This is a genomic window from Kribbella sp. NPDC051586 (genome assembly GCF_044453965.1).
Classification (GTDB): Bacteria; Actinomycetota; Actinomycetes; order Propionibacteriales; family Kribbellaceae; genus Kribbella.
Genome location: NZ_JBITDF010000003.1, coordinates 426,632 through 453,203, shown reverse-complemented (window position 1 = coordinate 453,203; position 26,572 = coordinate 426,632). Strand labels below are relative to the sequence as shown.

Here is a 26,572-nt window from a genome sequence, read left to right as displayed (position 1 = left end):
CTTTGGACATCAATTCTGGTCTGCACTGGAGTTCCTGGCTCTGGAATACTCCGCGTGTCTACCACTTTGACCCGTTTGGGGGGTCCTGTGAGTTTCCGCCCTGCTCATCTTCTGCGCCTCGGTCTGCCCGCCGCCCTGGTCGCCGGTTCGCTGATCGTTCTGACCGGCTCGTCCGGTTCGGCCGCACCGCTGCGGCCGTACAGTCCGCCGTTCACCGCCCATCGGCCGGCGCAGGCGGAGTTCGAGCCGAACGCGGCGATGGTGAAGTTCAAGCCCAAGGCAACGGCCTCCGCCCGCCGGGCTGCCGTCGCGAAGGCCGGCGGCAGCGCCGAGGACTCGGTCGCCTCCGACGTCGTGAAGGTCAAGGGTGCGCAGTCCGCGCCCGACCTGCTGAAGAAGATGAAGGCCGATCCGAACGTGGAGCTGGCCTCGCTCAACTACAAGCGTTACATCTCGGCCGTACCGAACGACGAGTACTACAACACCGATCAGAAGACCTATCTGAACACGGCCCGCGTGCCGCAGGCCTGGGATCTCTCGAAGACGACCGGCAGCCAGATCGTCGCCGTGCTGGACACCGGCGTCGACGCCGGCCACCCGGATCTCGTCGGCCATCTGGTCACCGGCTACAACGCCACGTCGCCGAACCGCGGGCCTGTCGACGACAACGGCCACGGCACGATGACGCTGGGCATCATCGCCGCCGCCGCGAACAACGGCGTCGGGGTCGCCGGCGTCGGCTGGAACGTGAAGGCCATGCCGGTCAAGGTCCTCGACTCCAACGGCGGCGGGTACGACGTCGACATTGCCGAGGGCATCGACTGGGCGGCCGCGCACGGCGCCAAGGTGATCAACATGTCGCTGGGCGGTCCGGGCGACAACCCCGTACTGCACGACGCCGTGAAGCGCGCCGTCGCCAAGGGAGTCACCGTCGTGGTTGCTGCCGGCAACAGCGGCACCGACGAGCTGCAGTACCCGGCGGCGTACCCGGAAGCGATCGCGGTGGCCGCGACCAACGCGGGCGGTGTGCTGACCGACTTCAGTTCGTACGGCGACTGGGTCGACGTCGCGGCCCCGGGCTGGAACATCCTCAGCACCGGCTCACGGGCGCTCACCCCGCCGGAGTACGCGCCGTACTGGTACTGCACCGGGACCTCTTGCTCGGCGCCGATCGTCACCGGCATCGCGGCACTGGTGAAGAACAAGTGGCCGACGCTGACCCCCGCCCAGGTCGCCCAGCGGCTCGAGGTGCTCGCCCGGGACGCGGGCCCGCGCGGCATCGACCCGTACTACGGCCACGGCATCGTGGACGCCTACGCCGCCCTCGGCGGTCGCTTCGCTCCGGACTTCCCGGTCAACCCCGAGGACAACCTCGACCTGCCGTCACGCTCGTTCCCGCTGGCGGTCCCGCCCTCGGGGTCCGCGACGACCAGCTCGACGATCAGTGTGGAGGGCGACGTCGACTGGTACCAGGTGACCTCGGCGACGAACCGCAACCTCAAGGTGTCGGTGACCGGGCCGCTGTTCAGCTGTGCCTACTCGGTGAACTTCGGGCCTCGCGTCGATGTCTACGACGCCCAGCTGCACTCGTTGGGGCATGCGGTGAACCCGTATCCGTCGACGCCGATCGACCCCGCCACCGGCTGTCCGAATCCCACCGCCCTCACCGCGACCGTGAACGTCACCGCGGGCGACACGACATTCATTGCCGTGCGCAACGATAATGGGTCGCGGGACACCCGGAAGTACACGTTGACCGTCTCCGAGGAGGGCGCCGGCGCGACGCCGAACGGAACCGCCTACCCGGTGGTGGACGTGCAGCCGCACGACCTGTCCGCGAACGCTGCGCTCACGACGGCGCCGATCGTGATGTTCGCGCGGGACGTCGTTGCCGGCAGCGTCACCCCGACGACGGTAAGGCTGCTGAACGGGAGAACCGGTACGGCTGTCGGCGCCACGGTTGCCTACGACGCCGGGACCCGGCTGGCCACGCTCAAGCCGACGGTGCCGTTGCTCGACAACACGCCGTACCGGATCGTCGTCGACGGCGTGCAGGAAAGCGGCGCGGCGCTCGCGCCGTTCACCAGCGTGTTCTCGACGGTGGACCAGGTGCCGGCCACGGTCGGGTCGTTCGATGCGACCGGCGCTTATCTGGCCGCGAACCTCGCCTGGAAGATCCCGCCGACGGGTGACCTCGACCAGGTGATCGTGCGGCGGAACCCGATCAGCAAGCCGCCGACCATCGACACCGGGACGTTGGTCTACGCGGGCACGGGCTCCGCGGTGAAGAACACCGGACTCGCTCAAGGCGTGACGTACACGTACGCGGCCTGGGTCAAGGATCGTGGCGGCAAGGTCAGCCCGGTGGCGACGACGCAGTTGCTCGGCATGAAGACCGGGATCTCGACGACGTCGACGCTGATCAATTACGGCGGGACGATCACGCTGCGCGGGAGCACGCTGCGGATCGACAACAAGGCGTACGCCGGATTGCCGACCAACCTGTACGTGCGACCGAAGAACTCCTCGAAGTTCACGCTGCTCGCGGCGCTGAAGACGTCGTCGACCGGGACCGTCAGCTTCGCGTACAAGCCGCTCGTGTCGTCGGTGTTCATGATGACCTTCCCGGGCAACGCCGACCTGATGGGGACGCGGACGCCTGACATCACCGTCCAGGTGGCGCCGACGATCTCGGCCACGATGACGCCGACGTCGATCAAGCTCGGGAACACCACGGCGATCAGCGGGTACGTCGCTCCGGCGCACGCCGGTCAGTCGGTCTACCTGCAGCAGTACGGGAACAAGGTGTGGAAGTCGATCGCCTCGGTGAAGCTGATCTCGTCCGGCAAGTACGCGTTCGGCATCAGGCCGGCGGTCCGGGGCCAGATCGCGTACCGGATCTGGTTCCCCGGTGATGCCGATCATGCGCAGGCGTTCTCGGCGAACAAGATCGTCACCATCAGCTGAGGCCGCACGTCGCGTCGTACGCCCTGGTCGCTTCGGCCGGGGCGTACGTGCGTTCAGGGGGCGTAGTGCTGGATCGCGCCTCCCTTGGAGAGGTCCACGAGCGTGTGGGCCAGGGACTTCGCGTCGGCCAGGACTTCGGTGAGGTCCATGGTGGTGAGGCTCCGGTCGCGCACCACGACCTGGCCGGCGACGAGGACGGTGACGACGTCGGAAGCCCGGACGGAGTACACGAGGGCTGCTCGTGGGTCGTGAACCGGTTGGTTGTGCGGTGCTGCGAGGTCAACGAGGGCGATGTCGGCTTGGCGGCCAGGCTCGAGGACGCCGATGTGGTCGGCGAGACCTGCGGCTGCGGCGCTGCCCCGGGTGGCCAGGCGGAGGGTGTCGGACAGGGTCATCCACTCGGCGTCGTGCTCGCGTTGCTTCTGGGTGAGAGCGACCATGCGGATCGCTTCCCAGACGTCGAGCGTGTTGTGTACGGCGGCTCCGTCCGTGCCGACGCCGACTGGGACGCCGGCTGCTTGGAGGCCCTTGATCGGAGTGACCTCGCCCATCGCGAGTTTGAGGTAGACCTTCGGGCAGGACGCGACGGTGGTGCGGTCGGCGTACCGCTGGAGGATCGGGAGGTCGGACTCGTGGATGCCACACCCGTGGGCGATCAGCGCACCGGCGTCCAGCACGCCGGTGCGGTTGAGCACCTGGATCGGCGTGACGCCGTGGTTGTCGAGAGATGCTTGTGTCTGGTCGTCGGTCTCCGCGGCATGCAGGTGGATGCGGAGGCTCTCCGCCCGCGCGAGGTCCGCCGTACGCTTCAGGTCCTCGTCGGTGACCGTGTACGTCGCGTGCGGGCCGAGGCTCGCGGTGATGCGCGGATGGAGGCGACTCAGCCCTCGGGTCGTGTCGATGGCTGCGTCGATGCCGTCCTGGCTCGCGGAGGAGAAGTAGGTCGGGGCGAGATCCGCGCGGATGCCCGACTCGATCGCGGCGGCTGCGATCTGGTCGGCGTGGAAATAGTGGTCGACGAACGTGGTGACGCCGGCCAGCAACATCTCGGCACACGCCAACCGTGCCCCGACTCGCACCCGCTCCGGCGTCAGATTCACCTCCATCGGCCAGATCCGCCGGTTGAACCAGTCCTCGATCGACAGATCCTCCGCCGCCCCGCGCATCATCACCATCGGACTGTGCGTATGCGAGTTCACCAACCCCGGCACCGCCACCAACCCCGTCCCATCCACCACGTCCATCTCACCCCGCACTCCAGCCGCACCGGCCACCTCAGCTGGCTCGGCCACCCCGGCCAGCTCAGCCACCCCGGCCACCCCGGTCGCGCCGGTGGAGGCGGTTGGGGTGATTGCGGTGATGAGGTTGTCCTGGATGTGGACGTCCTGGGCCTCGTCGACTCGGCATTCGCCGTGTTCGGGCACGACCAGGACGGCAACGTTGCGGATCAGGGTGCGACTCATCCAGCCTCCAACCATCGGGGTCGTCGTACAGCAGTCTTGTGGGTGCTCGGGTCCACACCGAGCGATCAGGGATGGCGGCTCGCGAGGATGCAGAACTCGTTGCCCTCGGGGTCGGCCAGGGTGACCCAGCTTTCGTCGCCGGTCTGGCCCACGTCGGCGTGCCTGGCGCCAAGGTCGAGCACGCGGCGTACCTCGTCGTCCTGGTCGACGTCGGTCGGATTGAGGTCGAGGTGGAGCCTGTTCTTGATCGTCTTGCCCTCCGGCACGCGCGCGAACGTCAGCGTCGGCGGCACCGGTCCGGGACGATCCCTGCCTTCAGGCACCTGCGGCGAACCGATCGTGACCACGCCGTCCTCCTCTTCCTGCACCTCGTAGCCGAGAACCGAGCACCAGAACCGCGCAAGAGCGCCCGGATCGGCACAGTCGATCGCGAGCTCGGTGAACTTACTGGTCATTTCACGACCTCCAGGTCGGGTACGGGGTCATCAAGCTACGTCGGAGGTGTACTGGAGGCCGGGACAATTCCTGCTCGCGGCCTGTCGGATCCGGGGCACGGCGTTCGTTGCGAGGGTGAGAGGCGGCCGGCGGGAGGCCGTCCGGACAAGGAGTGGTGAGATGACCGAGTATCTGATCTCGTTCGGCATGAACGCGATGGACTTTCCCGAGGAGGTCATGCCTGAGATCAGCAGAGCTGCCCGCGCGGTGATCAAGGAGGCCATGGCGGCCGGCGTGTACGTCTTCACCGGCGGACTGGACCCGGACGAGAAGCCGGCCGTGGTCGCCACGGACGGGACGGTCACCGAGGGAGAGCTCACCGAGGGAACGCGCGCCGAGGAAACGCGCACCGTGGGAATGGTCACCGACGGCCCGTACCCGGAGAGCAAGGAACTCATCGGCGGCTTCACCGTCGTCGACGTCCCCACCCGCGCCGAAGCCCTGCAATGGGCCGCCAAGATCGCCGCCGCCTGCCGCTGCGCCCAGGACGTCCGCGTCTTCCAGCCCGGCCCGAACAGCTGACCAGCAACATGTCCCCCGCCGCGATGCACCGGAATGGTCGGTGGAGGCTGCAAGTGTGTCGCCATGAGCGAACGTGTGCGGGCTGCAGCCGTTATCCAGCGAGGTCAGCGGGTCCTGATGGTCCGCGAACGGGTCCAAACCGCGCCTGGTCGCCACGACGGATCCGAGTACTGGACCCTCCCCGGTGGAGGCGTTGAGCCCGGCGAGGAAGCTGCGCTCGCGGTGCGGCGTGAGGTGCTTGAAGAGGTAGGACTCGAGGTGATCGCGGCACGTGAGGTTGCCCGCGTGCCGTACCCCTCCGGGACGACCATCGTCTTCCGGGTCGAGGTGTCGGCCGGGGAGCCCAGGCTCGGTGTCGATGATCTCGGCTGCGACTGCCCGCGCATGGTCGGCCTCGACTGGATCGACGTGCCTACCGTAAAAAGTCGGCTCGGCGGCTCCCCGGTGCCGCTGCTGATCTACTCGTGGTGAGTCGAGGCGCCGACTACCTCAAAAGGGTCACGTCATACCAGGCTCGGCGAGATTCGACGGAGGAGTGCGGGCCAGGGCTCCGTTGCAGCACTGGTCGTGAACGCGAGGATGTCGAGGAGTGTCGCACTGCGCGGCGCTGCCCAGTTTCGATCCTCCGACGTGGACGGCTCCTTGAGGAGTCGCGCCAATGCCAGGTAGAGGTGGTACCAGAGCGCGTCGCGCTCGAGAGCGAGGCCACCGTCTCGGTCGTCCCCCGAGGGAGCGACCCCGAGTGCTCTTCGATACCCGGACAGCAGGTCGGGCAGCGCCCGGATCGGCAGACCGACGAGATCACGAGCCGGAGAACCCCATTCGGCACAGCCCCAGTCCAGCAGCGCCGTCACCCGCCCTTCGCGGTCGACCATCACGTTGGACGGGATCACGTCGCGGTGGAGTAGCGCCGGATCCGCCTGGGACGGACCTTCGGGTTGCAAGAGCCCGAATCGCTCCAGCAGCCAGTCGTGCTGGGCACTGCCGATCTCGCCCGCCTCCATGAGCCTGCGGAGCAACGCGGGTGGTGCGAACGTGAAAGGCGCCGGGATCGCGCTGACAGGCCCGACCCTGCTGAGCCGGACCTGGTGAAGTGTCACCAGGATTTCGCCGAGGGATCCGAGCACGCGCCGTCGGCCGCTCGGATCGGGCGCCTGCGCCGCCAGGGTCGCGCCGTGCACTCGCTGCAGGACCATGTATGGCACGCTCCCGACCCGCAGGGTCGAGTCGTAACTGACGAGTTCCGGAGTCGGCACACCCGCGTCCTGGACCAGCGGGATGACCTCAGCCTCCTTCGAGAGCGACTCCGCTGCTCTGGTGGTGCGAGGGATGCGCAGGACCAGCTCACTGCCGAGGAAGACCGTCAGGTTCACCTCGCCCTGCGCGGGAGCCGGCGCCACGTCCTTCTCCGCCACACCGTAGTGCGCAGCCACGGCGCGCACGTCGTCAGCGAACGGGCTTTCATTCAGCACGCTCGTCATTTGAGCTCCTTCTGGTCAGCGGGATCCTCGAGTCCCTCCAGTGGGCGAGTTGCGACTGAGCACGGCGATCGCGGGGCGCGCTCGACGTCGCGGCCTAAGCCGCGGCGCCGACTGCAGGGCCAGCTCGTCGTTCACGTGATGGCCCTGGGCGTGGAGCCGATCACCGGCAAGCCCTACAAACCAACCACACAAGGCAAGAACGAACGCTTCCGGCCTGCCTGCTGTTGACCCACTCGATCCGAAACCTGATTGACAGTGGACGGGCCGACCGGTCCGATGGGGCTCGTGAGTCCCCGCAAGGTCCACGCCGATCAGGCCCATATCGACACACCGCTCGTCCGCGAGCTGGTGGCCGGTCAGTTCCCGCAGTGGGCCGCGTTGCCGCTGGAGCCGGTCGACTCCAGCGGATTGGTGAACGCGATCTACCGCCTCGGCTCCGACCTGTCCGTACGGCTGCCACTCCGCCCCTCGAGCATCGACGCAGTCCGTCGGGAGCTGGCGAAACTCGCGGCACTCGCGCCGTTCCTGCCGGTGGCCATCCCCGCTGTGGAGGCGATCGGCTCACCCACCGACGCGTTCCCGGGCGAGTGGTCCGTCCACCGCTGGCTCACCGGTGGGCACCCCTGCCCCGACGCGCTCGCCGACCCACGCGGGCTGGCGACGGACCTCGCGGCGTTCGTCGACGCGTTCCGCCGGATCGACCTGCCGGACCGGCCGCCGGCGTATCCGGGCGAGCGCCGCACGCGCGCTCCAATGGTCGAGATGGACTCCTCGACACGGAAGGCGATCGGCGAGCTGGACGGCCTGATCGACACGCGCGCAGCGCTGGCGTCGTGGGAGGAGTCGCTCGCGGCTTCGTACGACGGGCGCGAGGTTTGGGTGCACTCGGACCTGACGCCGGGCAACCTGCTCGTGTCGTCGGAAGGCCGCCTGACCGCGGTGCTCGACTTCGAGACATGCGGTGTCGGCGATCCGGCGTGCGACCTGTTCCCCGTGTGGCACCTACTGCCTCCGAGCGTCCGCGACGAGTTCCGCGCGGCGCTGGACGTGGACGACGCGACCTGGCTGCGCGGACGCGGGCGCGTGCTGTCCCAGGCCCTGATCGTGTGGTCGTACCAGAAGGACACCAACCCGGCGACGGCGAACCACGCGCGGCACGTCGTCGGCGAGGTGCTCGCAGCTCCTCGATGAGGTCTCTGCGCCGGCGTCCGGTGTGACTTGCCTCGGTAACGGCCGACCTCCCGGACAGCGCCCAAGACCGGGCTGAACGTCACCGATGTTCTGAGACAACACACCTGCGGAGGCGCCGGGATGAAGACTCATGGGAACACCTGTTCGAGTTTCGGGTATGGTGGGGGGTATGGGTGCTGATCTTCAGGGCTCGTTGCTGGATGCTTTCGAGGATCCGGAGTTGGGGTCGTTGGACGGGCTGGCGCGGACCGAGTTGGGGCGCGGGGCCTGGATCGACGTGTTGCCGGGGTGGTTGACCGGCGCCGACCAGGTGTACGAGCGGCTGGCGCGGGACGTCCCGTGGCAGGCGGAGCGGCGGCAGATGTACGACCGTGTGGTCGACGTACCGCGACTGCTCTGCTTCTACGGGGAGAACGTCGACCTGCCGCTGCCGATCCTCGAGGAGGCGCGGGACGCGTTGAGCGCGCGGTACGCCGAGGAGCTGGGCGAGCCGTTCCGCACGGCGGGGTTGTGCTTCTACCGGGACGGGCGGGACAGCGTCGCGTGGCACGGTGATCGGATCGGTCGCGGGGATCGCGAGGACACGATGGTCGCGATCCTGTCGGTCGGTGAGCCGCGGGTATTGGCGTTGCGGCCGCGGCCGGGTGGATCGGGTGGGCTGAGTGGGCCGGTGGGTTCGACGGTTCGGTATCCGCTGGGACATGGGGACCTCATCGTGATGGGTGGATCGTGTCAACGCACCTGGGAACACGCGATCCCCAAGGCTTCTGGCCGCGTCGGCCCGCGCATCAGCATCCAGTTCCGCCCGCGCGGCGTCCGCTAGCAAGACGCCCAGAGCAGCGCAGAGCAGCCCAGAGCGGCACGCGGCTGCGCGGAGCGGCGGGATCAGGCTGCGGTCAAGTTGGCGCGGGGCTGGTCGGTGAGTGGGTGGTTGACGGGTGGCTGGTAGACGCCGTCGCCGGTGGCTAGGTAGAAGCCGAGCAGGCGTAAGCGGGCGGCATGACAGATCGCGGTGCCGGCGTTGGCCCAGTCGAGGTCCACGACGGGCGAGCGAGCTGGCCCGGGTCGCCCGAGCGCGAGGATGACGCCTGTGCCGGGAGCTGTCTGAACGGCCGCGACAATCGGACGGAGTGCGGTCGAGCACAGTTGGCTGGTGTCGATGGCAGGATCCAGTCGATCGAACTCCGACGGCAGGTCGACGGTGATGGTGGCGCGGTAGCGGTCGTCCGGATCGCAGAGGATGACTGCCAGGGTGCCCCGTTGGCGGTCGCCGAGGGTCAGCATCAGGTCCACGACGTCGGCGGCGACTCGTGGGTCGGTGAGTGATTGGTCGGTCCAGGCGGGTGTCAGGTCGAGGAAGCTCATGTCTAGAAAGTGCCGCGTTTCCGGCCCCGGATCCGAGTTGTCCACAGAGAAAAGTGGCCCAACCTTCCAGGCGCGGAGTGGACCTGCCTGTTGGGCCGGTGACTACCTAGGCTCAAGTCATGAGCAGCAGAATCGGACAGATGCTTCCCCCGGCCGGAGCGCCGCGGGACCTGGCGATGGCGCAGTTGGCCAACGCGGTCGGCGACGGCGCGTTCGTCGTCACCTCGGCGTTGTTCTTCACCCGGGTGGTCGGGTTGTCGACCGCGGAGGTCGGCCTCGGCCTGACGATCGCATGGCTGGTGGGCTTCCTGGCCGGCGTCCCGTTGGGCAACCTCGCGGACCGGCGCGGAGCACGCGGCACCGCGGTACTCCTGGCGCTGATGACCGCTAGCGGCGTGGGAGCGTTCCTGTTCGTCCGCAGCTTCGCGGGCTTCCTGATCGCCGCCGTGGTCTATGCCTGCAGCCAGACCGGACTCACCGCAGCTCGCCAAGCGCTGCTCGCGGGCCTGGTCCAGCCGGCCGAGCGCACCCGCATCCGCGCCTTCCTGCAGTCCACGGTGAACGCCGGTCTCGCGGTAGGCGCGCTCCTCGGCGGTATCGCGCTCCGCTTCGACACGGAAACGGCGTACCTGACTGTGTTCGCGATCGATGCGCTCAGCTTCCTCATCGCCGCCGGTCTCATCCGCCGGGTCCCGTCGATCGCGACGACGATCCGCGTCAAGGGCGAGCCGCGCCTGGCCGTCCTGCACGACCGCCCGTACGCCGTCCTCGCGCTGCTCAACGCGATCATGCTGCTCTTCATGCCGCTGATCAGTCTCGTCGGCCCGCTGTGGATCGTCACCCGGACCAGCGCACCGAGCTGGGTCGTCGCTTCACTGATGATCGTGAACACGCTCGGCGTCACGTTCTTCCAGGTACACATCGCCAAGCGGGTCAAGGATCTCCGCACCGCCGCCCGCTCCGTCCGGTACGCCGGAGTTGCCATGCTGGCCGCCTGCGGCGTGTTCGCGACGACCGCCGCCCACCTGAGCCCGGCAGTCACCGCGGGGATCCTGGTGATCGCCGCCGCGCTGCTCACCGTCGGCGAGATGAAGCTCGCCTCCGGCGCGTGGGAGATCAGCTTCGGACTCGCACCCGCCGACAAGCAGGGCCAGTACCAGGGCTTCTTCGGGACCGGCCCCGCGATCGCCAGGATGCTCGGCCCCGCGCTGCTCACCACGGTCATCCTCGGCTGGGGCCCGATCGGCTGGATCGTCGTCGGCGCACTGTTCCTGGGGACCAGTTGCGCAACTGGTCCCGCCGTACGATGGGCTGCGCGGACGAGGGCCGTCAAGGAGGACGCCACGCCGTCGCTGGTAGAGGAGAACGCCGCCTGATGGAGATTCCCGGACTGGTCGAGTTGACGACGTACGACGAGCTGCGAGAGATCGTCCCGGCGCCGTTGGCAGCCGCCGCAGCCAAGGAGCGCAAGGAGCTGCACGACCTGGACCTGCAGTGGCTTGCCGCCTCCCCGTTCTGCCTGATCGCCACCTCCGACGCCGACGGCAACTGCGACGTCTCCCCCAAGGGCGACCCGGCAGGCTTCACCATGATCCTGGACCGTTCGACGATCGCGATCCCGGATCGGGCCGGCAACCGCCGCGTCGACGGCTTCACCAACATCCTCAGCAACCCGCACGTCGGGCTGATCTACTTCGTCCCCGGCCGCACCGACACCCTGCGCGTCAACGGCCGCGCCCGGATCGTCCGGGAAGCGCCGTTCTTCGACGACATGATCGTCAAGGGCAACCGTCCGCAGCTGGCACTGCTGATCGAGATCGAGCAGATCTTCCACCACTGCTCCAAGTCGTTCATGCGCTCGAAGCTCTGGAAGCCCGAGACGTGGAACCCGGACGCCCTGCCGCGCCGCGCGGTGATCTCCCAGACGCTGGAGCGTCCGGACGACGACCTCGAGACGCTGGACAAGCACTACGGCCCGCAGTACGAGGAATCGATCTACAAGGTCAAGTACTGAACTACCTCAGCAGGAGCAGGCCGAAGTACTCCGTGGCGACGATGACACCCGGCTCGCGGCCCTCTACGGTTTCGTACTGTGAGCACGACTGAGCCGATCGACGCACCCGCCATCGGGTACTGGGCGCGGCGGATCGGCCTGCCCCTGGTCGTCTCGATCATCGCGGTCGTCGGTTCGATCGGTGCGGCGGTCCACGGGGAGCCGGACAGTCGTCGGCCGGACTGGTTCATGGTGCTGCTGATCCTGATCGGATCGGTGTCGCTGTACTGGCTCCGGACCCGGCCTGTCCCGGTGCTGTGGGCAACAGTCGGGTCGACGCTCGTCTACATGCTGATGGGGTACGCCTACGGCCCGATGATCTTCGCGTTCGTCATCGCCGTGTTCACCACGATCCGGCTCGGCTACCGGGTTTCCGGCTGGTCGGCGCTGGCCGCGCTGTACATCGGGCACGTCGGCGGGCGGATCATCTTCGGGCTCAGCGAACTCGGTCTGTACCAGACTCTCCTCGTCGGCACCTGCTTCGTCGTCCTCGGCTTCCTCGCCGAGCTGTTCCGCGCGCACCGCGACCGCGTCAACGCGGCCGCTCGCACCCGCAAGGAGGAGGAACTGCGCCGCGCCGGTGAGGAGCGACTACGGATCGCGCAGGAGCTCCACGACGTCGTCGCGCACCACATCTCGCTGATCAACGTGCAGGCGTCGACCGCCCTCCACCTGGTCGACCGCCAGCCCGACCGGGCCGCTCCGGCGCTCTCCGCGATCAAGGACGCCAGCAAAGAAGCGCTGGTGGAGCTCCGCTCGATCGTCGGCATCCTGCGCCAGTCCGACGAGTCCGCCCCACGCCAGCCGGTCGCCGGTCTCGACCATCTGGACCATCTGGTCACCCGTACGTCGCGGGCCGGCCTCGAGGTGCACAAGATCGTCCACGGCGAGCCACGTCCCCTCACTGCGGGGCTCGACCGCGCCGCGTTCCGGATCATCCAGGAGTCACTGACGAACGTCGTACGGCACGCCAAGGCCACGTCCGCGACCGTCCGGATCCAGTACGGCGAACAGGCGCTGGTGCTCCAGATCGACGACGACGGCCGATCGCTGACCGCACCGCCGAAGGAAGGCAACGGCATCGGCGGCATGCGAGAACGGGCCACCGCGCTCGGTGGCACGCTCTCTGCCAGCCGCACACCCTCCGGCGGCCTGCGGATCACGGCGACCCTGCCGCTGTAGGTTTCCTGTGAAAACGGGCAGCGGCACGGGGTCGAGGCTCGACGTTCCGCTGGCACTACGGCAGGCGGACGTGGGACGGGTTCAGGTCGGCCACGCTGGAGACGCCGAGTAGCGCCATCGTGCGGCGCACCTCCTTGGTCAGGATCTCGGCGGCGCGGGCGACACCGCGCTGGCCGCCGGCCATCAGGCCGTACAGGTACGCGCGGCCGACCAGGCAGGCGTCGGCGCCGAGGGCGATCGCGGCGACGATGTCGGCGCCGGACATGATGCCGGTGTCGAGGTAGATCTCGGCGTCGCTTCCGACAGCCTTGCGGACGTCCGGGAGGATGCGCAGCGGTGTCGGCGCCCGGTCCAGCTGACGGCCGCCGTGGTTGGACAGCACGACCGCGTCCGCGCCGGCGTCGACCACGCGGCGGGCGTCCGCAACGGTCTGGATGCCCTTCACGATCAGCGGGCCGTCCCAGATCGAGCGCAGCCAGTTCAGGTCGTCGATCGTCATGGTCGGGTCGAACAGCTTGTCGAGAAGCTCGGCGACCGTGCCGTCCCAGGTGGAGAGCGAGGCGAACGTCAGCGGCCTCGTCGTGAGCAGGTTGGCCCACCAGGCCGGGTGCATCGAGGCGTCCAGCACCGTCTTCACAGTCAGCGACGGCGGGATCGTGAAGCCGTTGCGTACATCGCGGAGGCGTGCGCCGGCGACCGGTACGTCGACGGTCAGCATGAGCGCCTCGTACCCGGCCGCGGCCGACCGCTTCACCAGATCCTCACCGGCGTCGCGGTCCTTCCACACGTACAGCTGGAACCACTTGCGCGCGTCCGGGGCGGCGGCCGCGACATCCTCGATCGAGGTGGTGCCCATGGTCGACAGCGCGTACGGGATGCCGATCTGCTCGGCGACCTTCACCACCGCGCTCTCGCCCTCGTGGTTCATCATCCGGGTGAAGCCGGTCGGCGCGAACGCGAACGGCAGCTCGGAGCGGCCGCCGAGGATCGACGTACCGAGGTCGATCTCGGAGACGTCGCGCAGGATCGACGGCTGCAGCTCCATCTCGGCGAACAGCCGGCGGGCGCGGCGCAGGCTGATCTCGGCCTCGGCGGCGCCGTCGGTGTAGTCGAAGACCGAGCGCGGGGTACGGCGTTTCGCGATCGCGCGCAGGTCCGCGATCGTCAGGGCCTTGTCCAGCCGCCGCTCGGTCGCGTTCACCGTGATCGGCTTCGGCCGCAGCAGCGGCTTCAACTCGGACCATTTGGGCATCTGGCGATCGGTCATCACAACTCCCGGCTCAATCTGTGGTCGGACCACACCCTACCCTGTGGTCCGACCACACAGGTAGGCTCGTCCACATGAAGAACTACGAGCTGGTCCTGCACCGGGTCGAGAGCGATCTGGCGGCCGGGCGGCTGCGGATCGGCGGCCGGTTGCCCGGCGAGCGGGCGCTGGCGGAGCAGCTGGGGATCAGCCGGCCGTCGGTGCGCGAGGCGGTCCGGGTGCTCGAGGCGATGGGCGTGGTGCGGACCGCCACCGGGTCCGGTCCGGAGGCAGGCGCGGTGATCGTCGCGGAGCCGGTCTCGCCGCTGACCGCCGTACTGCGGTTGCACCTGGCAACGAATCACCTGCCGATGGGGGACGTCGTGCAGACGCGCCTGCTGCTGGAGTCGTGGTCGGCGCGCGAGGCTGCCGGGCGGCAGCTGGGGGCGGACGAGCTCAAGGAGGCCGAGGAGCTGCTGGATCGGATGGACGACACCGGGTTGTCGCCGGAGGAGTTCCATCTGCTCGACGCGGAGTTCCATGTTGCGTTGTCGGGATTGGCCGGGAACGTGTTGATCGCGGCGGTGATGACTTCGCTGCGGTCGGCGATCCACGGGTACGTGCTGGCCGCCGTACCCAATCTGCCGGACTGGGAGGCGGCGGCGGTCGGGTTGCGGGGCGAGCATCGTGGGATCCTGGCCGCGGTCCGGGCCGGAGAGCCGGAGCGCGCGGCCACGTTGGTGACCGCGCATATCCGGGGGTTCTATCAGGCGGCGCAGTTAGCACCGTTCGGCGGCGGACAATGCGGTGCGGCGGAGGCCGAGGATCACCGTCACGCCGACGATCAGGTGGAGTGACGCCAGACCGAGCTTCGCGCCGAGGCCGATGCCGTTGGTGAGCGGGCTGCCGAGCGACAGGACACAGACGATGGCCGCGATGACGGTCCAGGTGTCGCGCGCTCGCGAGGTACGGCGTTCGAGAATGGCGAGGAGGCCCCAGCCGGCGAAGGCGACGACGATGGTCGAAGCGAGGACGGCTGCGGCGCCGATGTGCTGGACGCCGCCCTGACGTGCGGTCAGGGTGAGGCCGGCGAGCGGGGCCAGGATCGCCCACCCGGCCACTGCAGCAGCTGCTGCTACCGCAACCACGGCGAGCCGACTACGTCCGGGGACGCGCCGCGAACCCGCGGCCGCGGCGGGGTTGGAGAGGGTTTGGGGGGTGGTGGGGGTTGGCATTGTGGCTCCTTCGGCGAGGTTGGTGGGACCACAGTGCGGGAGGTCCGGCGGGTGCGGCATCGGTCCGGCGGCCGGGGTGGGTTCGACTTTGGTCGGTGGTGGAGACGGTGGCGGGCCGCTTAGTCTCGGCGGCATGGAGCAGTTGTGTGAGCCGCGGCGGTCGGGGCGGTTGGCCGGTCTTGTGGCATTGGGCTTTGTCGCGGCGATGGTCGCGGGGACGATCGTCGGGCGGCAGTCGGACCCGGAGCATCGCAAGTTCCTGGTACTCGACATCGCGGTCGGGATCGTCTCCGTCGCGGTGATCCCGATACTGATCCGCCGGCCGGTCCACGGCGCGATCGCGCTCGCCGTACTCGCGATCTTCTCCCCCGCCGGTACGCCGCCGTCCACCGTCGGCACGCTGACGGTCGCACTCCGCCGCCCCTTCCGTACTGCGCTCCTGGTCGCGATCGCCGGCACCGTCGGCCACCTGATCCAGGGCCTCTGGCAACCGATCCACGGCCTCCCGTACCTCTGGTTCGCCGTCCTGGACGTCGTCGTGCACGCCGCCCTGCTCGGCTGGGGCCAAGGCGCCCAGGCCCGCCGGCAACTCCTGGAGTCGCTCCGCGAACGCGCCGACCGCGCCGAGGCCGAGCAGGGCCGCCGGGTCGCCGAGGCGCGCACCCTCGAACGCACCAAGATGGCCCGCGAGATGCACGACGTACTCGCACATCGCCTGTCCCTGCTCGCGACGTACGCCGGTGCACTCGAGTACCGGCCCGACTCGTCCCCGGAGCGGCTCGCGAAGGCGGCCGGCGTGATCCGCGCCGGCGTACACCAGGCGCTCGACGAACTACGTGAGGTCATCAACGTCCTGCGGGACGAGGACATCTACGAGGGACGGCCGCAGCCCACGTTCGACGACGTCCGTGCGCTGGTCGACGAGTCCCGCGAGGCGGGTACGACGGTCGCGTACGACGAGCGCGTCACCGATCCCGCATCATTGCCCCCGGCAACAGGACGGACGGCGTACCGGATCGTGCAGGAGGGGCTGACCAACGCGCGCAAGCACGCCGCCGGACGACCGGTCACGGTCACGGTGGACGGGCGGCCGGGCGACGGCCTGCGGATCGAGCTGAGCAACCCGGCGTCGAACGGGACCTCGCTGACCCCCGGGAGCGGGACCGGGCTCGTCGGTCTGACCGAGCGGGTCCAACTGGCCGGCGGGACGCTGGACCACGGGCAGGTGCCCGGTGGCGGCTTCCGGCTCGAGGCCTCGCTACCGTGGCCCGTATGAGCGAGCAACCGACGATTCGTGTGCTGGTGGTGGACGACGACGCGTTGGTCCGGGCCAGCCTGGAGATGATGCTCGACGGGACGAACGGGATCTCGGTGGTCGGCCAGGCCGCCGACGGCGACGAAGTGCCGGCCGCCGTCGACGCGCACTTCCCCGACATCGTGCTGATGGACCTGCGGATGCCCCGGGTGGACGGGATCGTCGCGACCCGGCGGCTGCGGGCGCGGACGAACCCGCCCGAGGTCGTCGTACTCACCACCTTCGACACCGACGAGAACGTGCTGCACGCGCTCCGCGCCGGGGCGAGCGGATTCCTGCTGAAGGACACCCCGCCGGCCCAGATCGTCGAGGCCGTACGCCGGGTCGCGGCCGGCGACCCCATCTTGTCGCCGGCGATCACCCGCCGCCTGATGGACCGCGCCGCCACGCAGGCAGACGCCCACACGATCGCCCAGGACAAGCTCCAGCGGCTGTCACCGCGCGAGTACGACGTGATGCTGGCGGTCGCGCAGGGCAAGGCGAACGCGCAGATCGGCGCCGAACTCTTCATGAGCCTCGCGACGGTCAAGGCGCACATCTCCCACATCCTCACCAAACTCGAGTTGGGCAACCGCACCCAGATCGCCCTCCTCGCCCATGACGCCGGGCTCGCATAAGCTCCAGCGCATGATCAGGGTGTTGCTGGCGGATGATCAGGCATTGGTGCGGGCCGGGTTCCGGTCGTTGCTGAACGCCGAGGACGACATCACGGTGGTCGGCGAGGTGGCCGACGGAGCGGAGGCGGTCGCGGTCGCGCGCACCGAGAAGCCCGACGTTGTGTTGATGGACATCCGGATGCCCGGCACCGACGGCCTGGAGGCGACGCGGCAGATCGGCGCGGACCCCGAGCTGGCCGACGTACACGTGGTGATCCTGACGACCTTCGATCTGGACGAGTACGTGTTCGAGGCGCTGCGGGTCGGGGCGAGCGGGTTCCTGGTCAAGGACACCGAGCCGGTCGAGCTGCTGCAGGCGGTGCGGGTGGTCGCCCGCGGGGATGCGCTCCTCTCCCCCGGCGTCACGCGGCGGCTGGTGGCCGAGTTCGCGTCCCGCAGCCGGCAACCACATGCCAGCAAGGAACTCGACGTACTCACGGACCGCGAGAAGGAGATCGTCGCGCTGGTCGGCGAAGGCCTGTCGAACGACGAGATCGCGGAGCGGCTCGTGCTGAGTCCGGCGACCGCGAAGACGCACGTCAGCCGCGCGATGATCAAGCTCGGCGTCCGCGACCGGGCGCAGTTGGTTGTGGTCGCGTACCAGACCGGGTTGGTCCGTCCTGGCTGGCTGGGTTGACCTTCCAGCTACTCGAAGCCCGAAGGTGGTCGCATGATTCGCCTTGAGGAGATCACGGCCGCCGTCTCGCTGGGACAGGCCGGAGATCGCGACGCGGCACGCACGCAACTGACCGCGCTGTGGGACGCAATCGACGACGGGCCGACCCGGTGCGTCATCGCGCACTTCCTGGCCGATGTGCAGGACGAGACCGAGGACGAGCTGACCTGGGACCTCCGTGCGTTGGAGCTGGTCTCCGACGACCAGTGGCTCCCGTCGCTACATCTCAGCCTCGCCGACGACTACCGCCGGCTCAGCCAGGCCGACAGAGCGCACGAGCATCTGAATGCCGCGCAGGCTCACCTCTCGAAGCTCCCCGAGGGTGATTACGGCGACGTGGTCAGGAGCGGCTTCGACCACGTCGCGGAGGCGCTCGCCGCGGGCAGCGTGCAACGCCTGGAGTCCAACCCGAGCACCTGAGTACTCCGCCGGGGGTAGGCGCGGTCACTCCTCCTGGGCGACGCCGTACGGGGGTGCTGAACGCCACGCTCTAGGTATGGATGCGCTAGTTGAAGTCAGTGGACTGACGAAGAGGTACGGCGACACCCTTGCGGTCGATGGTGTCGATCTGACAGTGCTGCCGGGCGAGGTCTACGGATTCCTCGGACCGAACGGCGCAGGCAAGACGACCACGCTCCGGATCCTCACCGGGCTGATCGCGCCGACCAGCGGAAGCGTGCGCGTGCTCGGCGGACAGCCCGGGCAGGCCGACGTACTGGGGCGGACCGGGTCGATGATCGAGTCGCCCGCCTTCTACCCGTACCTGTCGGGGCTGGACAACCTGCGGCTGCTGGCCGAGTACGCCGGGGTGTCGCGGCAGCGGATCGACGAAGTACTCGAGCTGGTCGACCTGGCCGACCGCGCCAAGGACCGGTTCTCGACGTACTCCCTGGGGATGAAGCAGCGGCTCGGGGTCGCGGCCGCGCTGCTCAAGGATCCCGAGCTGGTGATCCTCGACGAGCCGACCAACGGGCTCGACCCGGCCGGGATGCGCGACATGCGCCGGCTGATCCGCGAGCTCGGCACCGACGGCCGGACCGTGTTGCTGTCCAGCCACCTGCTCGGCGAGGTGCAACAGATCTGCGACCGGGTCGGGATCATCAACGCCGGCCGGATGGTTGCCGAGCACAACGTCGACGACCTGCGCGGCGAACAGGAACTGGTCGTCCGCGCCGACCCCAAGGACGCGGCGCAGGCGATCCTGACCCGCTTCGGCAGCGTGCATCAGTACGACGACACGCTGCGGGTGACCGTGGACCCGGCCCGCGCCGCGGAGGTGAACACCGTGCTCGTCGAGGCCGGGATCGCCGTCTCCGAACTGCACATGACCGAACGAGCGCTCGAGGACATCTTCTTCGAGCTCACCACGGAGGAGAAGGCCGATGTTGGGTAGCTACCGGGCGGAGATGCTCAAGCTCCGCAAGCGATCCGCGGTCTGGGTGCTGTTCGGCGCCGGGCTCGTGCTGAGCCTGATCTTCGGGTATCTGCTGCCGTACCTGAGTTACACCACCGGCGACGAGAACCCGTCGACCGGCGGCATACCCCGCGCGGAGGTTCTCCGCGGGATGCTGCCCGGGCGCGTCATCGACAACACCATCGGCGGGTATCCGATCTTCGCCGGTGCCCTCGCACTCGTCCTGGGCGCGATCGTGATCGGCGGCGAGTACACCTGGGGCACGCTCAAGACCGTGCTCACCCAGCGCCCACACCGCGGCACGATCCTCGGCGCGCAGTTCCTGGCGCTCGGCACGATGATCGCGCTGTGGGTGCTCGGGATCTTCGTCGCCTGCGGTCTGTGCAGTGTCGGCATCGCCGCCGCCGAGGACGGTTCGATGTCCTGGCCAAGCGTCGGGAGTCTCCTGCAAGGCCTGGCCGGCGGCTGGCTGGTCCTGATGATGTGGTGCCTGGCCGGCGCGGTACTGGCCGTTGCCTTCCGCAACGTCGCGCTGCCGATCGGGCTGGGCGTCGTGTGGATCCTCGGCATCGAGACGCTCTTGGCAGGCGTGGTCAGCAGCCTGCTACCGAGCCTGAAATGGCTGGCCAACGCCCTCCCCGGCACCAACGCCGGCTCCCTGGTCTTCGCCGTCACCGGCATGGCCAGCTCCGACGCCCCACCCGGAGTACGCGACGCGGTAGGCGGCACCCGAGCCCTACTAACCCTCTTCGCCTACTGCGCAGTCTTCGCCGCCCTGGCGACCTGGACAACCCGCCGCCGCGACGTCACCTGATGCCGGCGTGGACGAGGGCTAGTTCGCAGAACATGGCGTTGGCCCAGGAGAACCATTCGCGGGTGTACTGGTCGGGGTCGTCGACGTCGAAGCCCTCGTGCATCTGGCCGGTGCCGCCGGTCGTGTCGCGGAGCAGCTCCAGCAACTGCTGCCGCTCGTCCTCCGACGTGCTCGAGATCCCCTGCACCGCAAGGGCAATGTGCCAGATGTACCGCGGCGGCGTATGCGGACTGCCGATCCCGGCCGCGTGCGTACCGCTGTAGTAGTACGGGTTGTCCGGGCTGAGCAACACCTTCCGGGTGGCAAGGTACGTCGGATCGTCCGCGGCGGCGTACCCGGTCAGCGGGATCGACAACAGACTCGGCATGTTCGCGTCGTCCATCAGCAACGACTCCCCCAGCCCGTCGACCTCGTACGCGTAGACCTTCCCGTGCACCGGGTGATCCACGGTCCCGTACTCCGCGATCCCCTCGTCGATCTCCGCCTTCAGCGCCTTCGCGCGATCGGCCAGCGGCTCGTCCCGCAGTACCTCGGTCGCGATCTCCTGCAGGTACCCGAGCACCACCGACGCGAACATGTTCCCCGGCACGTTGAAGCCCAGCTCGGTCGCGTCGTCGCTCGGCCGGAACGCACTCCACGACATCCCGGTCGGCCGGGTCAGCCGCCCGCGGCCGTCGCGCACCAGCGTGTCCGACGGCCGGTCGTCGTGCCGCTGGAACCGGTACGGCGACCTCGCCTCATGATCCTGCTCCACGGTCCACAACTCGACGATCGCCTCCCCCGCGGCGCGGAACCGCTCGTCGATCACGTCCGCGCGACCGGTGATCCGCCACAACCGGTACGCGAGCTCGAGCGGGAAGCACAGCGAGTCGATCTCGTACTTGCGCTCCCAGACCCACGGCGACATGTCCGTCTCGTCGGTGACATGCCCGGCGCCGTTCGCCTCCTGGTTGAACGCGTTCGCGTACGGATCCAGTACGACGTACTCCAACTGCCGGTGCAGCACCCCGATCAGCGTGTCCTGCAGTCCCGGATCGTCCTTGCACAGCAGCAGGTACGGGCGAAGCTGCGCCGCGGAGTCGCGCAACCACATCGCGGGGATGTCGCCGGTGAGCACGAACGTCGTCCCGTCCGGCAGCCGCTCGGCGACCGCGGGCAGGTTCCCGGCCATCGAGCGCCGGAACATCTCCGCGATCACCTCGTCGCCGGTGGCCTGCTGAACAGCCGCAACGGCGCGGGCGAGGACCTCGGGGTCGATCATCAACACAATCACCTTTCAGCGGCAACAGAACTGCTTTGCAGCAACAAGGACGGGTTCGGCGAGAACGTCTGGTCGAGGACGAGGCTGGCGGCGCCGATCGCGCCGACGTCGGCGCCGAGCGCGGTACCGGCAACCTCGAACGGATGCACCGCGCGGACCAGGAAGCGACCGTCCAACGCATCCCGCACCGCGTCGCCGAGCACGGGCGCAAGGTGTTCCCAGTGCGGACCGCCGAAGACGACCCGCTCCAGATCGAGCAGGTTGGCGACATCCTCGACCACCTTGGCGATCCGGCCGGCCAGCGCGGCGACGATCTCCCGGGCGGCACCGGGACCATCCGCAGCCAACGCACACAGCTGGGCGAACGCCGCCTCGACCGCGGCCCGATCATCGATGCCTTGGGCAAGTACTCCGGCCTCGACAGCCTGCTGCACCAGGTACCGCGGCTGGCTGCTCTCCCCCACGCATCCACGCCGCCCGCAGTAGCAGACCGGCCCGTCGGGATCGACGATCACGTGCCCGACCTCGCCGACGTTGCTGGACGCGCCCCGGACGATCTCGTCACCGATCACCAGGCCGGCGCCGACTCCGGTGCCGAGGTAGAAGAAGAGGAAGCTGCCGCCCTGGCCGGCCCACCTCTCCGCGGAGGCGGCGGCCGTGACGTCCTTGTCCAGCACGACCGCGAGGCCGGTCCGCTCCCGCAGTTCGTCGCGGAGCGGGACCAGGTGCCAGGCCGAAAGGTTCGGCGGATCGAGGACCATGCCGCGCTCGACGTCGATCGGGCCGGGCGCGGCGATGCCGACGCCGGTGACGCGCTCACGGGGCGCACCAGATGTGCTGATCACCTCGTCGATCGTCTTCGCGATGCCGTCGATGAGTACGTCGGGATCGTCCGCGAACTGGTCGACGGGCCGCCGTGCGACCACCTCGCCGGTGAGATCGAGTAGGACGACGGTGACGACGGACGGGTCCAGATGCACGCCGACGGCGTACTGCCCGGTGGGCTCGAGCTCGAGCAACGTCCGCGGCTTGCCGAGACCGGCGCCGCGCAATCGGCCGGCTTCCCGGACGAGTCCGGCGTCGAGCAGTCGGCGGGCGATGTTGGAGATTGCCTGGCCGGACAGACCGGTGGCTTCGGCGAGTTCGACCCGGCTGAGTTGCTCGCTGCGGCGGATCGCGCCGAGCACGACGGCGTCGTTGAAGCCGCCGACCCGATCGAGATTCGTACCCCGCCGTACGCTCACAAGGCCCCCAGTCCGTTCAAATCCCGGCCCACCCACCGCCCCGGTCATAAGCCGGTCGGGTCCGCACCCCACGGACGAGACCAGTCGTAGTGGATGGCCTCGTCGCCCGACCGCCAGGCATTGGGTGTGGTGTTCACGAGCCAGTCGGTCGGCTCGATCCCAGCCGCCGCGCCACCACTGAGCGCCAAATGTATACCGTCCCGCAAGGCCCGGTCGGACCGCTCCGTCCGGGCTGCTGGATCGATCGACAAGAACAGCGCCGTACCGGACCGGGCGACCAGGTCGAGGAAGCGCGCGTTGAGCTCCCACGGCGTCTGCGGCGTACACGGAACGCAGTCCGCGTCGACGGCGAAGAAGCGGTTGTGCTGCGGGAGCCGGAACGCGAGCGTATTGACCCCCATCTTGCGGGTCCGCTCCCAGTCCCGCCCGGACGTGTCGTCCCCGGTCCGCTGTACGTCGACCAGTCCGGCAGCCAGATGGCCGACGGTGTTGCAGCCGATCAGTACGACGTCCTCTGCCGCGGCCCGGATCTCCCGGTAGAACGCGAGGACGATCTCGGCCGTAGTGCGCGAGGTGTCGTGAAGCTGCCAGCCCGAGTCGGTGAGCCGCGAACCCATCGCGGGGCCGAAGCGGCCGAAGACGTCGTAGGTGCTGAAGTCGTGCTTCACCAACTCGAAGCCCCAGGACCGGAAACGCTGCAGGTCGGCCCGCACACCATCCAGGACCTCGGGGTACGACGGATCGAGCGCGCGCCCCGGCTTGTCGTGAGGTCCCGTCGACGCCCACGGACCAGGCTCGCGGACGAGCAGCGGCCGGAACCACAGACCGGGTCGGGCACCGATCGCCTTGATCGCGGCCGCCGTGCCCGCGAGATCGTCGAAGACACCCGGCGTACCGCGGTCCCAGGGACCGCCGGAGGCGATGCCGCCCGGATACCAGCCGTCGTCGACGACGCTGAACGGCTTGACCGGGTGGCCGTCCGCGAGCTCGACGATCGTGGTCGCGTCCTGGAGGACGGCCTTCTCGTCGAAGTTCTCGCCGTAGGCGTAGTACCAGTTGTTGGCCCCGACCACCGGCGCGGGCTCAGGTCGCGCCGGTAGTCGGGTGCTCATGGTGGCGACCGCTGCGTTCAGGGTCTGCCAAGGTGTGCCGCCGTCCTCAATGTAGCCAGTCCTGAATGGTCGCACGGTCGCCGCGGTCAGCGTCCGGCCCCTCAAGTGTGCCGGACCGCCGCCGTTGCGCAGGTCGAGCCAGAGCGTGAACCCCTCGCCGTCGACGGTCCAGGCGCAGAACGCGCTCGGCTGGACGTCCACGCCGGCGCCGGTCGTGCTGCCGGTCTTCGGGTCGTGGACGAGGAAGTACCAGGGCAGCAGGCGTTCGGGTTGTATGTGCCGCCACTGCAGGTCGCCGTACGAGCGTTCCCAGGCGTCGCCGAAGACCAGCGCGTCCGTCGGGAGCCTCTCGGCCCAGCGGAGGGCGACGCGGGCGATCGTCGTCGCGGTGACGTCGACGACCCCGTCGTTCCAGCTGACCTCGGCGCCGGCCGCCGACCAGGTCGTGCCGGAGCGGACCGCGGTGGCCAACCCGTCCGAGAGATCCGGCTGGACGAAAACAGCACTCGGTTCTCTCACCAGGCTCCCTCGGGGCGGATTACTTTCCCCACAGACTTTAGTTAGTCTCGCTCGCACCGGTCAAGGCGGAGACCGCGGCGACGAGACGGTCGACATCCGACTGGTCCGTGTACGGCGCGAGGCCCGCGCGGACGGCTCCGGCCGGGCCGAGACCGAGGTGGCGGGCGGCCTCGTAGGCGTAGAACGAGCCGGCCGGAGCGTTGACGCCGGCCTTGGCGAGGTGCTCGGCGACGGCGGCCGGGGTGTGGCCCTCGAGCGAGAACAGCAGCGTCGGCGTCCGGTCGGCGGCATGCCCGTACAGCGTGATGCCCGGGATCGCGGCCAAGCGGGACTCGAGGTCGTCACGGAGGTTGTCCTCGTACTCCTCGACCAACTCCAGCGAGCTGACGAGTCGCTCCCGCCGGGTGGCGCCCGTCCCGCCGAGGCCGGCCAGGAAGTCGACCGCCGCGGTCGTGCCGGCCAGCGACTCGTACGGCAGCGTGCCGAACTCGAACCGCTCCGGTACGACGTTCGACGACGGCTCCAGCTTGTCCGGCGTGAGCGTCTCGAGCAGCTCCGGCGCAGCGGTCAGGACACCCAGATGCGGCCCGAAGAACTTGTACGGCGAGCAGACGTAGAAGTCGGCGTACGTCGCGTCCACCGGCGCGTGGGCGGTGAGGTGCACGCCGTCGACATAGATCAGCGCGCCGGCGTCGTGGACCTGATCGGCCAGCCTTCGCGTGTCGGGCCGCGTACCGAGGAGGTTGGAGGCGCCGGTGACCGCGACGAGGCGGGTGCGATCGGTGAGGAGCGGGGCCAGGTCGTCCAGCTCGGAGGTCTCGGGATCGAAGCCGAGCCACTTGATGGTGGCGCCGGCGGCCTCGGCGGCCTGGACCCACGGACGGACGTTCGCGTCGTGGTCGAGCCGGGTGACGATCACCTCGTCGCCCTCGGACCAGGTCTTGGCCAGCGTGCGGGAGAAGTCGTAGGTCAGCTGGGTCATGCTGCGGCCGAAGACGATGCCCTGCGCGGTCGTGCCGAGCAGGCCGGCCATCGCCTCGCGGGCACCGGCGACAACCTCGTCCGCCCGGCGCTCGGCGGCCGTCAGTCGGCCCCGGTTCGCCAGCGCCGAGGTCATGGTTCTCGCGACCGCGTCGGCGACGACCTGCGGGGTCTGCGAGCCACCCGGACCGTCGAAATGGGCCGCTCCCTCGTCGAGCGCGGGGAACTGCTTCCGGACCGCAACCACATCGAAGGCACTCATGAGCGTCATCCTCTCTCGCCCCTGACACCTGCCGCTATGTGCTGTCCATTACTGACGACCAGCTGCCCGAATACGGATAAATAGCTCCGGAATGTCGGCGACGTGGTGCAGGATGTCAGGAGTGAGTACCGTAACGACTCCTGACAAGGCTCCGGTTCGGGCCTGGCTCCCGGTGATGCTGGCCCTGGCCGCGATCTGGGGCTGCAGCTTCCTGTTCATCTCGGTCGGCGTGCGGGAGTTGCCGCCCCTCTACCTGGCGCTCGGGCGGGTGATCGCCGGGTCCCTCGTACTGCTCGCGATCCTGGTCGTGAAGCGCGAGCCGCTGCCGCGCGATCCGCGGGTGTGGGCGCATTCGTTCGTCGCCGGCGCGATCGGGTCGGCGATCCCGTGGACGCTGTTCGGGTACGGCGAGGAGCGGATCCCGTCCCTGCTGGCCGGCATCTGGAACGGGATCACCCCGCTGATCGTGCTGCCGATCGCCGTGCTGATCTTCCGGACCGAGGTGTTCTCGGTGCAGCGCGGGTTCGGGCTGCTGATCGGGTTCGTCGGGATGCTCGTCGTGCTGGGGGCCTGGCGGGTGGACAGCGGAGCCGATCTGGTCGGGCAGGGGCTGTGCATGCTCGCGGCGGTGTTCTACGGGCTCGCGATCCCTTATCAGAAGAAGTTCCTGGCCGGGACGACGTTGTCCGGTACCGCGCTGTCGGCGACCTTGTTGCTCTGCGCAACTGTTCAGCTGGCCGTCGTCGCGCCGATCGTGACCCGGCAGGCGCCGCCGGCGCCGTGGTCGTTGTCGGTCGAGGTGGCGCTGAGCGTCGTCGCGCTCGGCGCGCTCGGCAGCGGGCTCGCCTTCGTGCTCAACATGCGCAACATCCGGCTGATCGGCGCGAGCCGCTCGTCGATGGTCACCTACCTGATGCCGATCTTCTCGATCGTGGTCGGCGTGATCGTCCTGCACGAGCACATCACCTGGTACCAGCCCGTCGGCGGCCTCATCGTCCTCCTCGGCGTAGCCGTCTCCCAGGGCGTGCTCAGCGTGCGCCGCAAGCCGGTCGTCGCGCCGCCGGCACCGGCGACCACCTGAGACACGGACCTCCACCACTCACCAACCATCGCCGATC

26 protein-coding genes are annotated in these 26,572 nt (G+C 69.1%); 16 read left to right on the top strand and 10 right to left on the bottom strand.

The features are described from left to right. Positions 1–87 precede the first annotated feature (87 nt). Positions 88–2,967 (top strand): S8 family serine peptidase, encoded by a 2,880-nt coding sequence (locus ACIA58_RS21060; RefSeq protein WP_396405412.1) that lies wholly within the window; start codon positions 88–90, stop codon positions 2,965–2,967. Between the two features lie 53 nt (positions 2,968–3,020). Here ACIA58_RS21060 and ACIA58_RS21055 read toward each other — a convergent pair whose 3' ends face one another. Further along, positions 3,021–4,430 (bottom strand): amidohydrolase, encoded by a 1,410-nt coding sequence (locus ACIA58_RS21055; RefSeq protein ID WP_396405411.1) that lies wholly within the window; start codon positions 4,428–4,430, stop codon positions 3,021–3,023. A 65-nt stretch (positions 4,431–4,495) separates the two neighbouring features. Then, positions 4,496–4,885: a VOC family protein gene (locus ACIA58_RS21050; RefSeq protein WP_396405410.1), complete on the bottom strand. Its 390-nt coding sequence runs from the start codon at positions 4,883–4,885 to the stop codon at positions 4,496–4,498. A gap of 160 nt (positions 4,886–5,045) precedes the next feature. On the opposite strand from ACIA58_RS21050, the gene ACIA58_RS21045 reads away from it, so the two are divergent. Both ACIA58_RS21045 and ACIA58_RS21040 read left to right on the top strand, forming a co-directional pair. After that, complete coding sequence (locus ACIA58_RS21045) at positions 5,046–5,447, top strand: YciI family protein (RefSeq protein WP_396405409.1); 402 nt, start codon at positions 5,046–5,048, stop codon at positions 5,445–5,447. Between the two features lie 63 nt (positions 5,448–5,510). After that, positions 5,511–5,918 carry an NUDIX domain-containing protein gene (locus ACIA58_RS21040; protein ID WP_396405408.1) on the top strand — a complete coding sequence of 136 codons (408 nt, stop codon included), beginning with the start codon at positions 5,511–5,513 and terminating at the stop codon, positions 5,916–5,918. Positions 5,919–5,950: 32 nt separating this feature from the next. Here ACIA58_RS21040 and ACIA58_RS21035 read toward each other — a convergent pair whose 3' ends face one another. Further along, entirely contained in the window at positions 5,951–6,928 is a 978-nt protein-coding gene (locus ACIA58_RS21035; RefSeq protein ID WP_396405407.1) for a phosphotransferase family protein, read from the bottom strand. Between the two features lie 285 nt (positions 6,929–7,213). Here ACIA58_RS21035 and ACIA58_RS21030 point away from each other — a divergent pair, with 285 nt between their 5' ends. Both ACIA58_RS21030 and ACIA58_RS21025 read left to right on the top strand, forming a co-directional pair. Continuing rightward, on the top strand, positions 7,214–8,119 hold the full coding sequence (locus tag ACIA58_RS21030; protein WP_396405406.1) for an aminoglycoside phosphotransferase family protein: 906 nt from the start codon (positions 7,214–7,216) through the stop codon (positions 8,117–8,119). Between the two features lie 169 nt (positions 8,120–8,288). Continuing rightward, complete coding sequence (locus ACIA58_RS21025; RefSeq protein ID WP_396405405.1) at positions 8,289–8,942, top strand: alpha-ketoglutarate-dependent dioxygenase AlkB; 654 nt, start codon at positions 8,289–8,291, stop codon at positions 8,940–8,942. Positions 8,943–9,004: 62 nt separating this feature from the next. Here ACIA58_RS21025 and ACIA58_RS21020 read toward each other — a convergent pair whose 3' ends face one another. Next, on the bottom strand, positions 9,005–9,484 hold the full coding sequence (locus ACIA58_RS21020; protein ID WP_396405404.1) for a hypothetical protein: 480 nt from the start codon (positions 9,482–9,484) through the stop codon (positions 9,005–9,007). 119 nt (positions 9,485–9,603) lie between these two features. Between ACIA58_RS21020 and ACIA58_RS21015 the strand changes: the two genes are divergently transcribed. From ACIA58_RS21015 to ACIA58_RS21005, 3 genes are all read left to right on the top strand, one after another. Further along, positions 9,604–10,860: an MFS transporter gene (locus tag ACIA58_RS21015; protein ID WP_396405403.1), complete on the top strand. Its 1,257-nt coding sequence runs from the start codon at positions 9,604–9,606 to the stop codon at positions 10,858–10,860. Continuing rightward, positions 10,860–11,498 (top strand): MSMEG_1061 family FMN-dependent PPOX-type flavoprotein, encoded by a 639-nt coding sequence (locus ACIA58_RS21010; RefSeq protein ID WP_396405402.1) that lies wholly within the window; start codon positions 10,860–10,862, stop codon positions 11,496–11,498. The genes ACIA58_RS21015 and ACIA58_RS21010 overlap by 1 nt, the downstream gene beginning before the upstream one ends. 78 nt (positions 11,499–11,576) lie before the next feature. Next, positions 11,577–12,719 (top strand): sensor histidine kinase, encoded by a 1,143-nt coding sequence (locus ACIA58_RS21005; RefSeq protein ID WP_396405401.1) that lies wholly within the window; start codon positions 11,577–11,579, stop codon positions 12,717–12,719. 55 nt (positions 12,720–12,774) lie between these two features. On the opposite strand, the gene ACIA58_RS21000 is transcribed toward ACIA58_RS21005, so the two are convergent. Then, the gene (locus ACIA58_RS21000; RefSeq protein ID WP_396405400.1) at positions 12,775–13,986 is read right to left on the bottom strand and encodes an alpha-hydroxy-acid oxidizing protein; all 1,212 of its coding nucleotides are present in this window, start codon (positions 13,984–13,986) and stop codon (positions 12,775–12,777) included. A gap of 74 nt (positions 13,987–14,060) precedes the next feature. Between ACIA58_RS21000 and ACIA58_RS20995 the strand changes: the two genes are divergently transcribed. Further along, positions 14,061–14,822 (top strand): FadR/GntR family transcriptional regulator, encoded by a 762-nt coding sequence (locus ACIA58_RS20995; RefSeq protein WP_396405399.1) that lies wholly within the window; start codon positions 14,061–14,063, stop codon positions 14,820–14,822. Here the strand turns inward: ACIA58_RS20995 and ACIA58_RS20990 are convergent. After that, positions 14,745–15,200 carry a DUF6069 family protein gene (locus tag ACIA58_RS20990; RefSeq protein WP_396405398.1) on the bottom strand — a complete coding sequence of 152 codons (456 nt, stop codon included), beginning with the start codon at positions 15,198–15,200 and terminating at the stop codon, positions 14,745–14,747. The two genes, ACIA58_RS20995 and ACIA58_RS20990, sit on opposite strands and share 78 nt — an antisense overlap. 133 nt (positions 15,201–15,333) lie before the next feature. Here ACIA58_RS20990 and ACIA58_RS20985 point away from each other — a divergent pair, with 133 nt between their 5' ends. From ACIA58_RS20985 to ACIA58_RS20960, 6 genes are all read left to right on the top strand, one after another. Further along, entirely contained in the window at positions 15,334–16,476 is a 1,143-nt protein-coding gene (locus ACIA58_RS20985; protein WP_396405397.1) for a histidine kinase, read from the top strand. Next, a complete protein-coding gene (locus ACIA58_RS20980) occupies positions 16,473–17,132 on the top strand; it encodes a response regulator (protein ID WP_396405396.1) in 660 nt (219 codons plus the stop codon). The genes ACIA58_RS20985 and ACIA58_RS20980 overlap by 4 nt, the downstream gene beginning before the upstream one ends. 10 nt (positions 17,133–17,142) lie before the next feature. Further along, the gene (locus tag ACIA58_RS20975; RefSeq protein ID WP_396405395.1) at positions 17,143–17,808 is read left to right on the top strand and encodes a response regulator; all 666 of its coding nucleotides are present in this window, start codon (positions 17,143–17,145) and stop codon (positions 17,806–17,808) included. 33 nt (positions 17,809–17,841) lie between these two features. Beyond that, positions 17,842–18,267: a hypothetical protein gene (locus ACIA58_RS20970; protein ID WP_396405394.1), complete on the top strand. Its 426-nt coding sequence runs from the start codon at positions 17,842–17,844 to the stop codon at positions 18,265–18,267. 76 nt (positions 18,268–18,343) lie between these two features. Beyond that, on the top strand, positions 18,344–19,240 hold the full coding sequence (locus ACIA58_RS20965; protein ID WP_396405393.1) for an ABC transporter ATP-binding protein: 897 nt from the start codon (positions 18,344–18,346) through the stop codon (positions 19,238–19,240). After that, entirely contained in the window at positions 19,230–20,075 is an 846-nt protein-coding gene (locus tag ACIA58_RS20960; RefSeq protein WP_396405392.1) for an ABC transporter permease subunit, read from the top strand. The genes ACIA58_RS20965 and ACIA58_RS20960 overlap by 11 nt, the downstream gene beginning before the upstream one ends. On the opposite strand, the gene ACIA58_RS20955 is transcribed toward ACIA58_RS20960, so the two are convergent. From ACIA58_RS20955 to ACIA58_RS20940, 4 genes are read right to left on the bottom strand one after another with little or no spacing between them, the layout of a single operon-like run. Next, positions 20,068–21,336: a glycoside hydrolase family 125 protein gene (locus tag ACIA58_RS20955; RefSeq protein ID WP_396405391.1), complete on the bottom strand. Its 1,269-nt coding sequence runs from the start codon at positions 21,334–21,336 to the stop codon at positions 20,068–20,070. The two genes, ACIA58_RS20960 and ACIA58_RS20955, sit on opposite strands and share 8 nt — an antisense overlap. 8 nt (positions 21,337–21,344) lie before the next feature. Continuing rightward, positions 21,345–22,580 (bottom strand): ROK family transcriptional regulator, encoded by a 1,236-nt coding sequence (locus ACIA58_RS20950; protein ID WP_396405390.1) that lies wholly within the window; start codon positions 22,578–22,580, stop codon positions 21,345–21,347. Positions 22,581–22,624: 44 nt separating this feature from the next. Continuing rightward, positions 22,625–24,211: a hypothetical protein gene (locus ACIA58_RS20945; protein WP_396405389.1), complete on the bottom strand. Its 1,587-nt coding sequence runs from the start codon at positions 24,209–24,211 to the stop codon at positions 22,625–22,627. A 37-nt stretch (positions 24,212–24,248) separates the two neighbouring features. Then, positions 24,249–25,454 carry a cysteine desulfurase-like protein gene (locus ACIA58_RS20940; protein ID WP_396405388.1) on the bottom strand — a complete coding sequence of 402 codons (1,206 nt, stop codon included), beginning with the start codon at positions 25,452–25,454 and terminating at the stop codon, positions 24,249–24,251. Positions 25,455–25,575: 121 nt separating this feature from the next. Here ACIA58_RS20940 and ACIA58_RS20935 point away from each other — a divergent pair, with 121 nt between their 5' ends. Next, entirely contained in the window at positions 25,576–26,535 is a 960-nt protein-coding gene (locus ACIA58_RS20935; RefSeq protein ID WP_396405387.1) for a DMT family transporter, read from the top strand. Positions 26,536–26,572: the final 37 nt, after the last annotated feature.

What these genes read in the sequence shown, in the direction of transcription:
- ACIA58_RS21055 (WP_396405411.1), bottom strand. Translation starts at nt 4,430, where the DNA reads ATGAGTCGCACCCTGATCCGCAACGTTGCCGTCCTGGTCGTGCCCGAA.
- ACIA58_RS21050 (WP_396405410.1), bottom strand. Translation starts at nt 4,885, where the DNA reads ATGACCAGTAAGTTCACCGAGCTCGCGATCGACTGTGCCGATCCGGGC.
- ACIA58_RS21045 (WP_396405409.1), top strand. Translation starts at nt 5,046, where the DNA reads ATGACCGAGTATCTGATCTCGTTCGGCATGAACGCGATGGACTTTCCC.
- ACIA58_RS21040 (WP_396405408.1), top strand. Translation starts at nt 5,511, where the DNA reads ATGAGCGAACGTGTGCGGGCTGCAGCCGTTATCCAGCGAGGTCAGCGG.
- ACIA58_RS21035 (WP_396405407.1), bottom strand. Translation starts at nt 6,928, where the DNA reads ATGACGAGCGTGCTGAATGAAAGCCCGTTCGCTGACGACGTGCGCGCC.
- ACIA58_RS21025 (WP_396405405.1), top strand. Translation starts at nt 8,289, where the DNA reads ATGGGTGCTGATCTTCAGGGCTCGTTGCTGGATGCTTTCGAGGATCCG.
- ACIA58_RS21020 (WP_396405404.1), bottom strand. Translation starts at nt 9,484, where the DNA reads ATGAGCTTCCTCGACCTGACACCCGCCTGGACCGACCAATCACTCACC.
- ACIA58_RS21015 (WP_396405403.1), top strand. Translation starts at nt 9,604, where the DNA reads ATGAGCAGCAGAATCGGACAGATGCTTCCCCCGGCCGGAGCGCCGCGG.
- ACIA58_RS21010 (WP_396405402.1), top strand. Translation starts at nt 10,860, where the DNA reads ATGGAGATTCCCGGACTGGTCGAGTTGACGACGTACGACGAGCTGCGA.
- ACIA58_RS21000 (WP_396405400.1), bottom strand. Translation starts at nt 13,986, where the DNA reads ATGACCGATCGCCAGATGCCCAAATGGTCCGAGTTGAAGCCGCTGCTG.
- ACIA58_RS20995 (WP_396405399.1), top strand. Translation starts at nt 14,061, where the DNA reads ATGAAGAACTACGAGCTGGTCCTGCACCGGGTCGAGAGCGATCTGGCG.
- ACIA58_RS20990 (WP_396405398.1), bottom strand. Translation starts at nt 15,200, where the DNA reads ATGCCAACCCCCACCACCCCCCAAACCCTCTCCAACCCCGCCGCGGCC.
- ACIA58_RS20985 (WP_396405397.1), top strand. Translation starts at nt 15,334, where the DNA reads ATGGAGCAGTTGTGTGAGCCGCGGCGGTCGGGGCGGTTGGCCGGTCTT.
- ACIA58_RS20980 (WP_396405396.1), top strand. Translation starts at nt 16,473, where the DNA reads ATGAGCGAGCAACCGACGATTCGTGTGCTGGTGGTGGACGACGACGCG.
- ACIA58_RS20975 (WP_396405395.1), top strand. Translation starts at nt 17,143, where the DNA reads ATGATCAGGGTGTTGCTGGCGGATGATCAGGCATTGGTGCGGGCCGGG.
- ACIA58_RS20970 (WP_396405394.1), top strand. Translation starts at nt 17,842, where the DNA reads ATGATTCGCCTTGAGGAGATCACGGCCGCCGTCTCGCTGGGACAGGCC.
- ACIA58_RS20965 (WP_396405393.1), top strand. Translation starts at nt 18,344, where the DNA reads ATGGATGCGCTAGTTGAAGTCAGTGGACTGACGAAGAGGTACGGCGAC.
- ACIA58_RS20960 (WP_396405392.1), top strand. Translation starts at nt 19,230, where the DNA reads ATGTTGGGTAGCTACCGGGCGGAGATGCTCAAGCTCCGCAAGCGATCC.
- ACIA58_RS20955 (WP_396405391.1), bottom strand. Translation starts at nt 21,336, where the DNA reads ATGATCGACCCCGAGGTCCTCGCCCGCGCCGTTGCGGCTGTTCAGCAG.
- ACIA58_RS20940 (WP_396405388.1), bottom strand. Translation starts at nt 25,454, where the DNA reads ATGAGTGCCTTCGATGTGGTTGCGGTCCGGAAGCAGTTCCCCGCGCTC.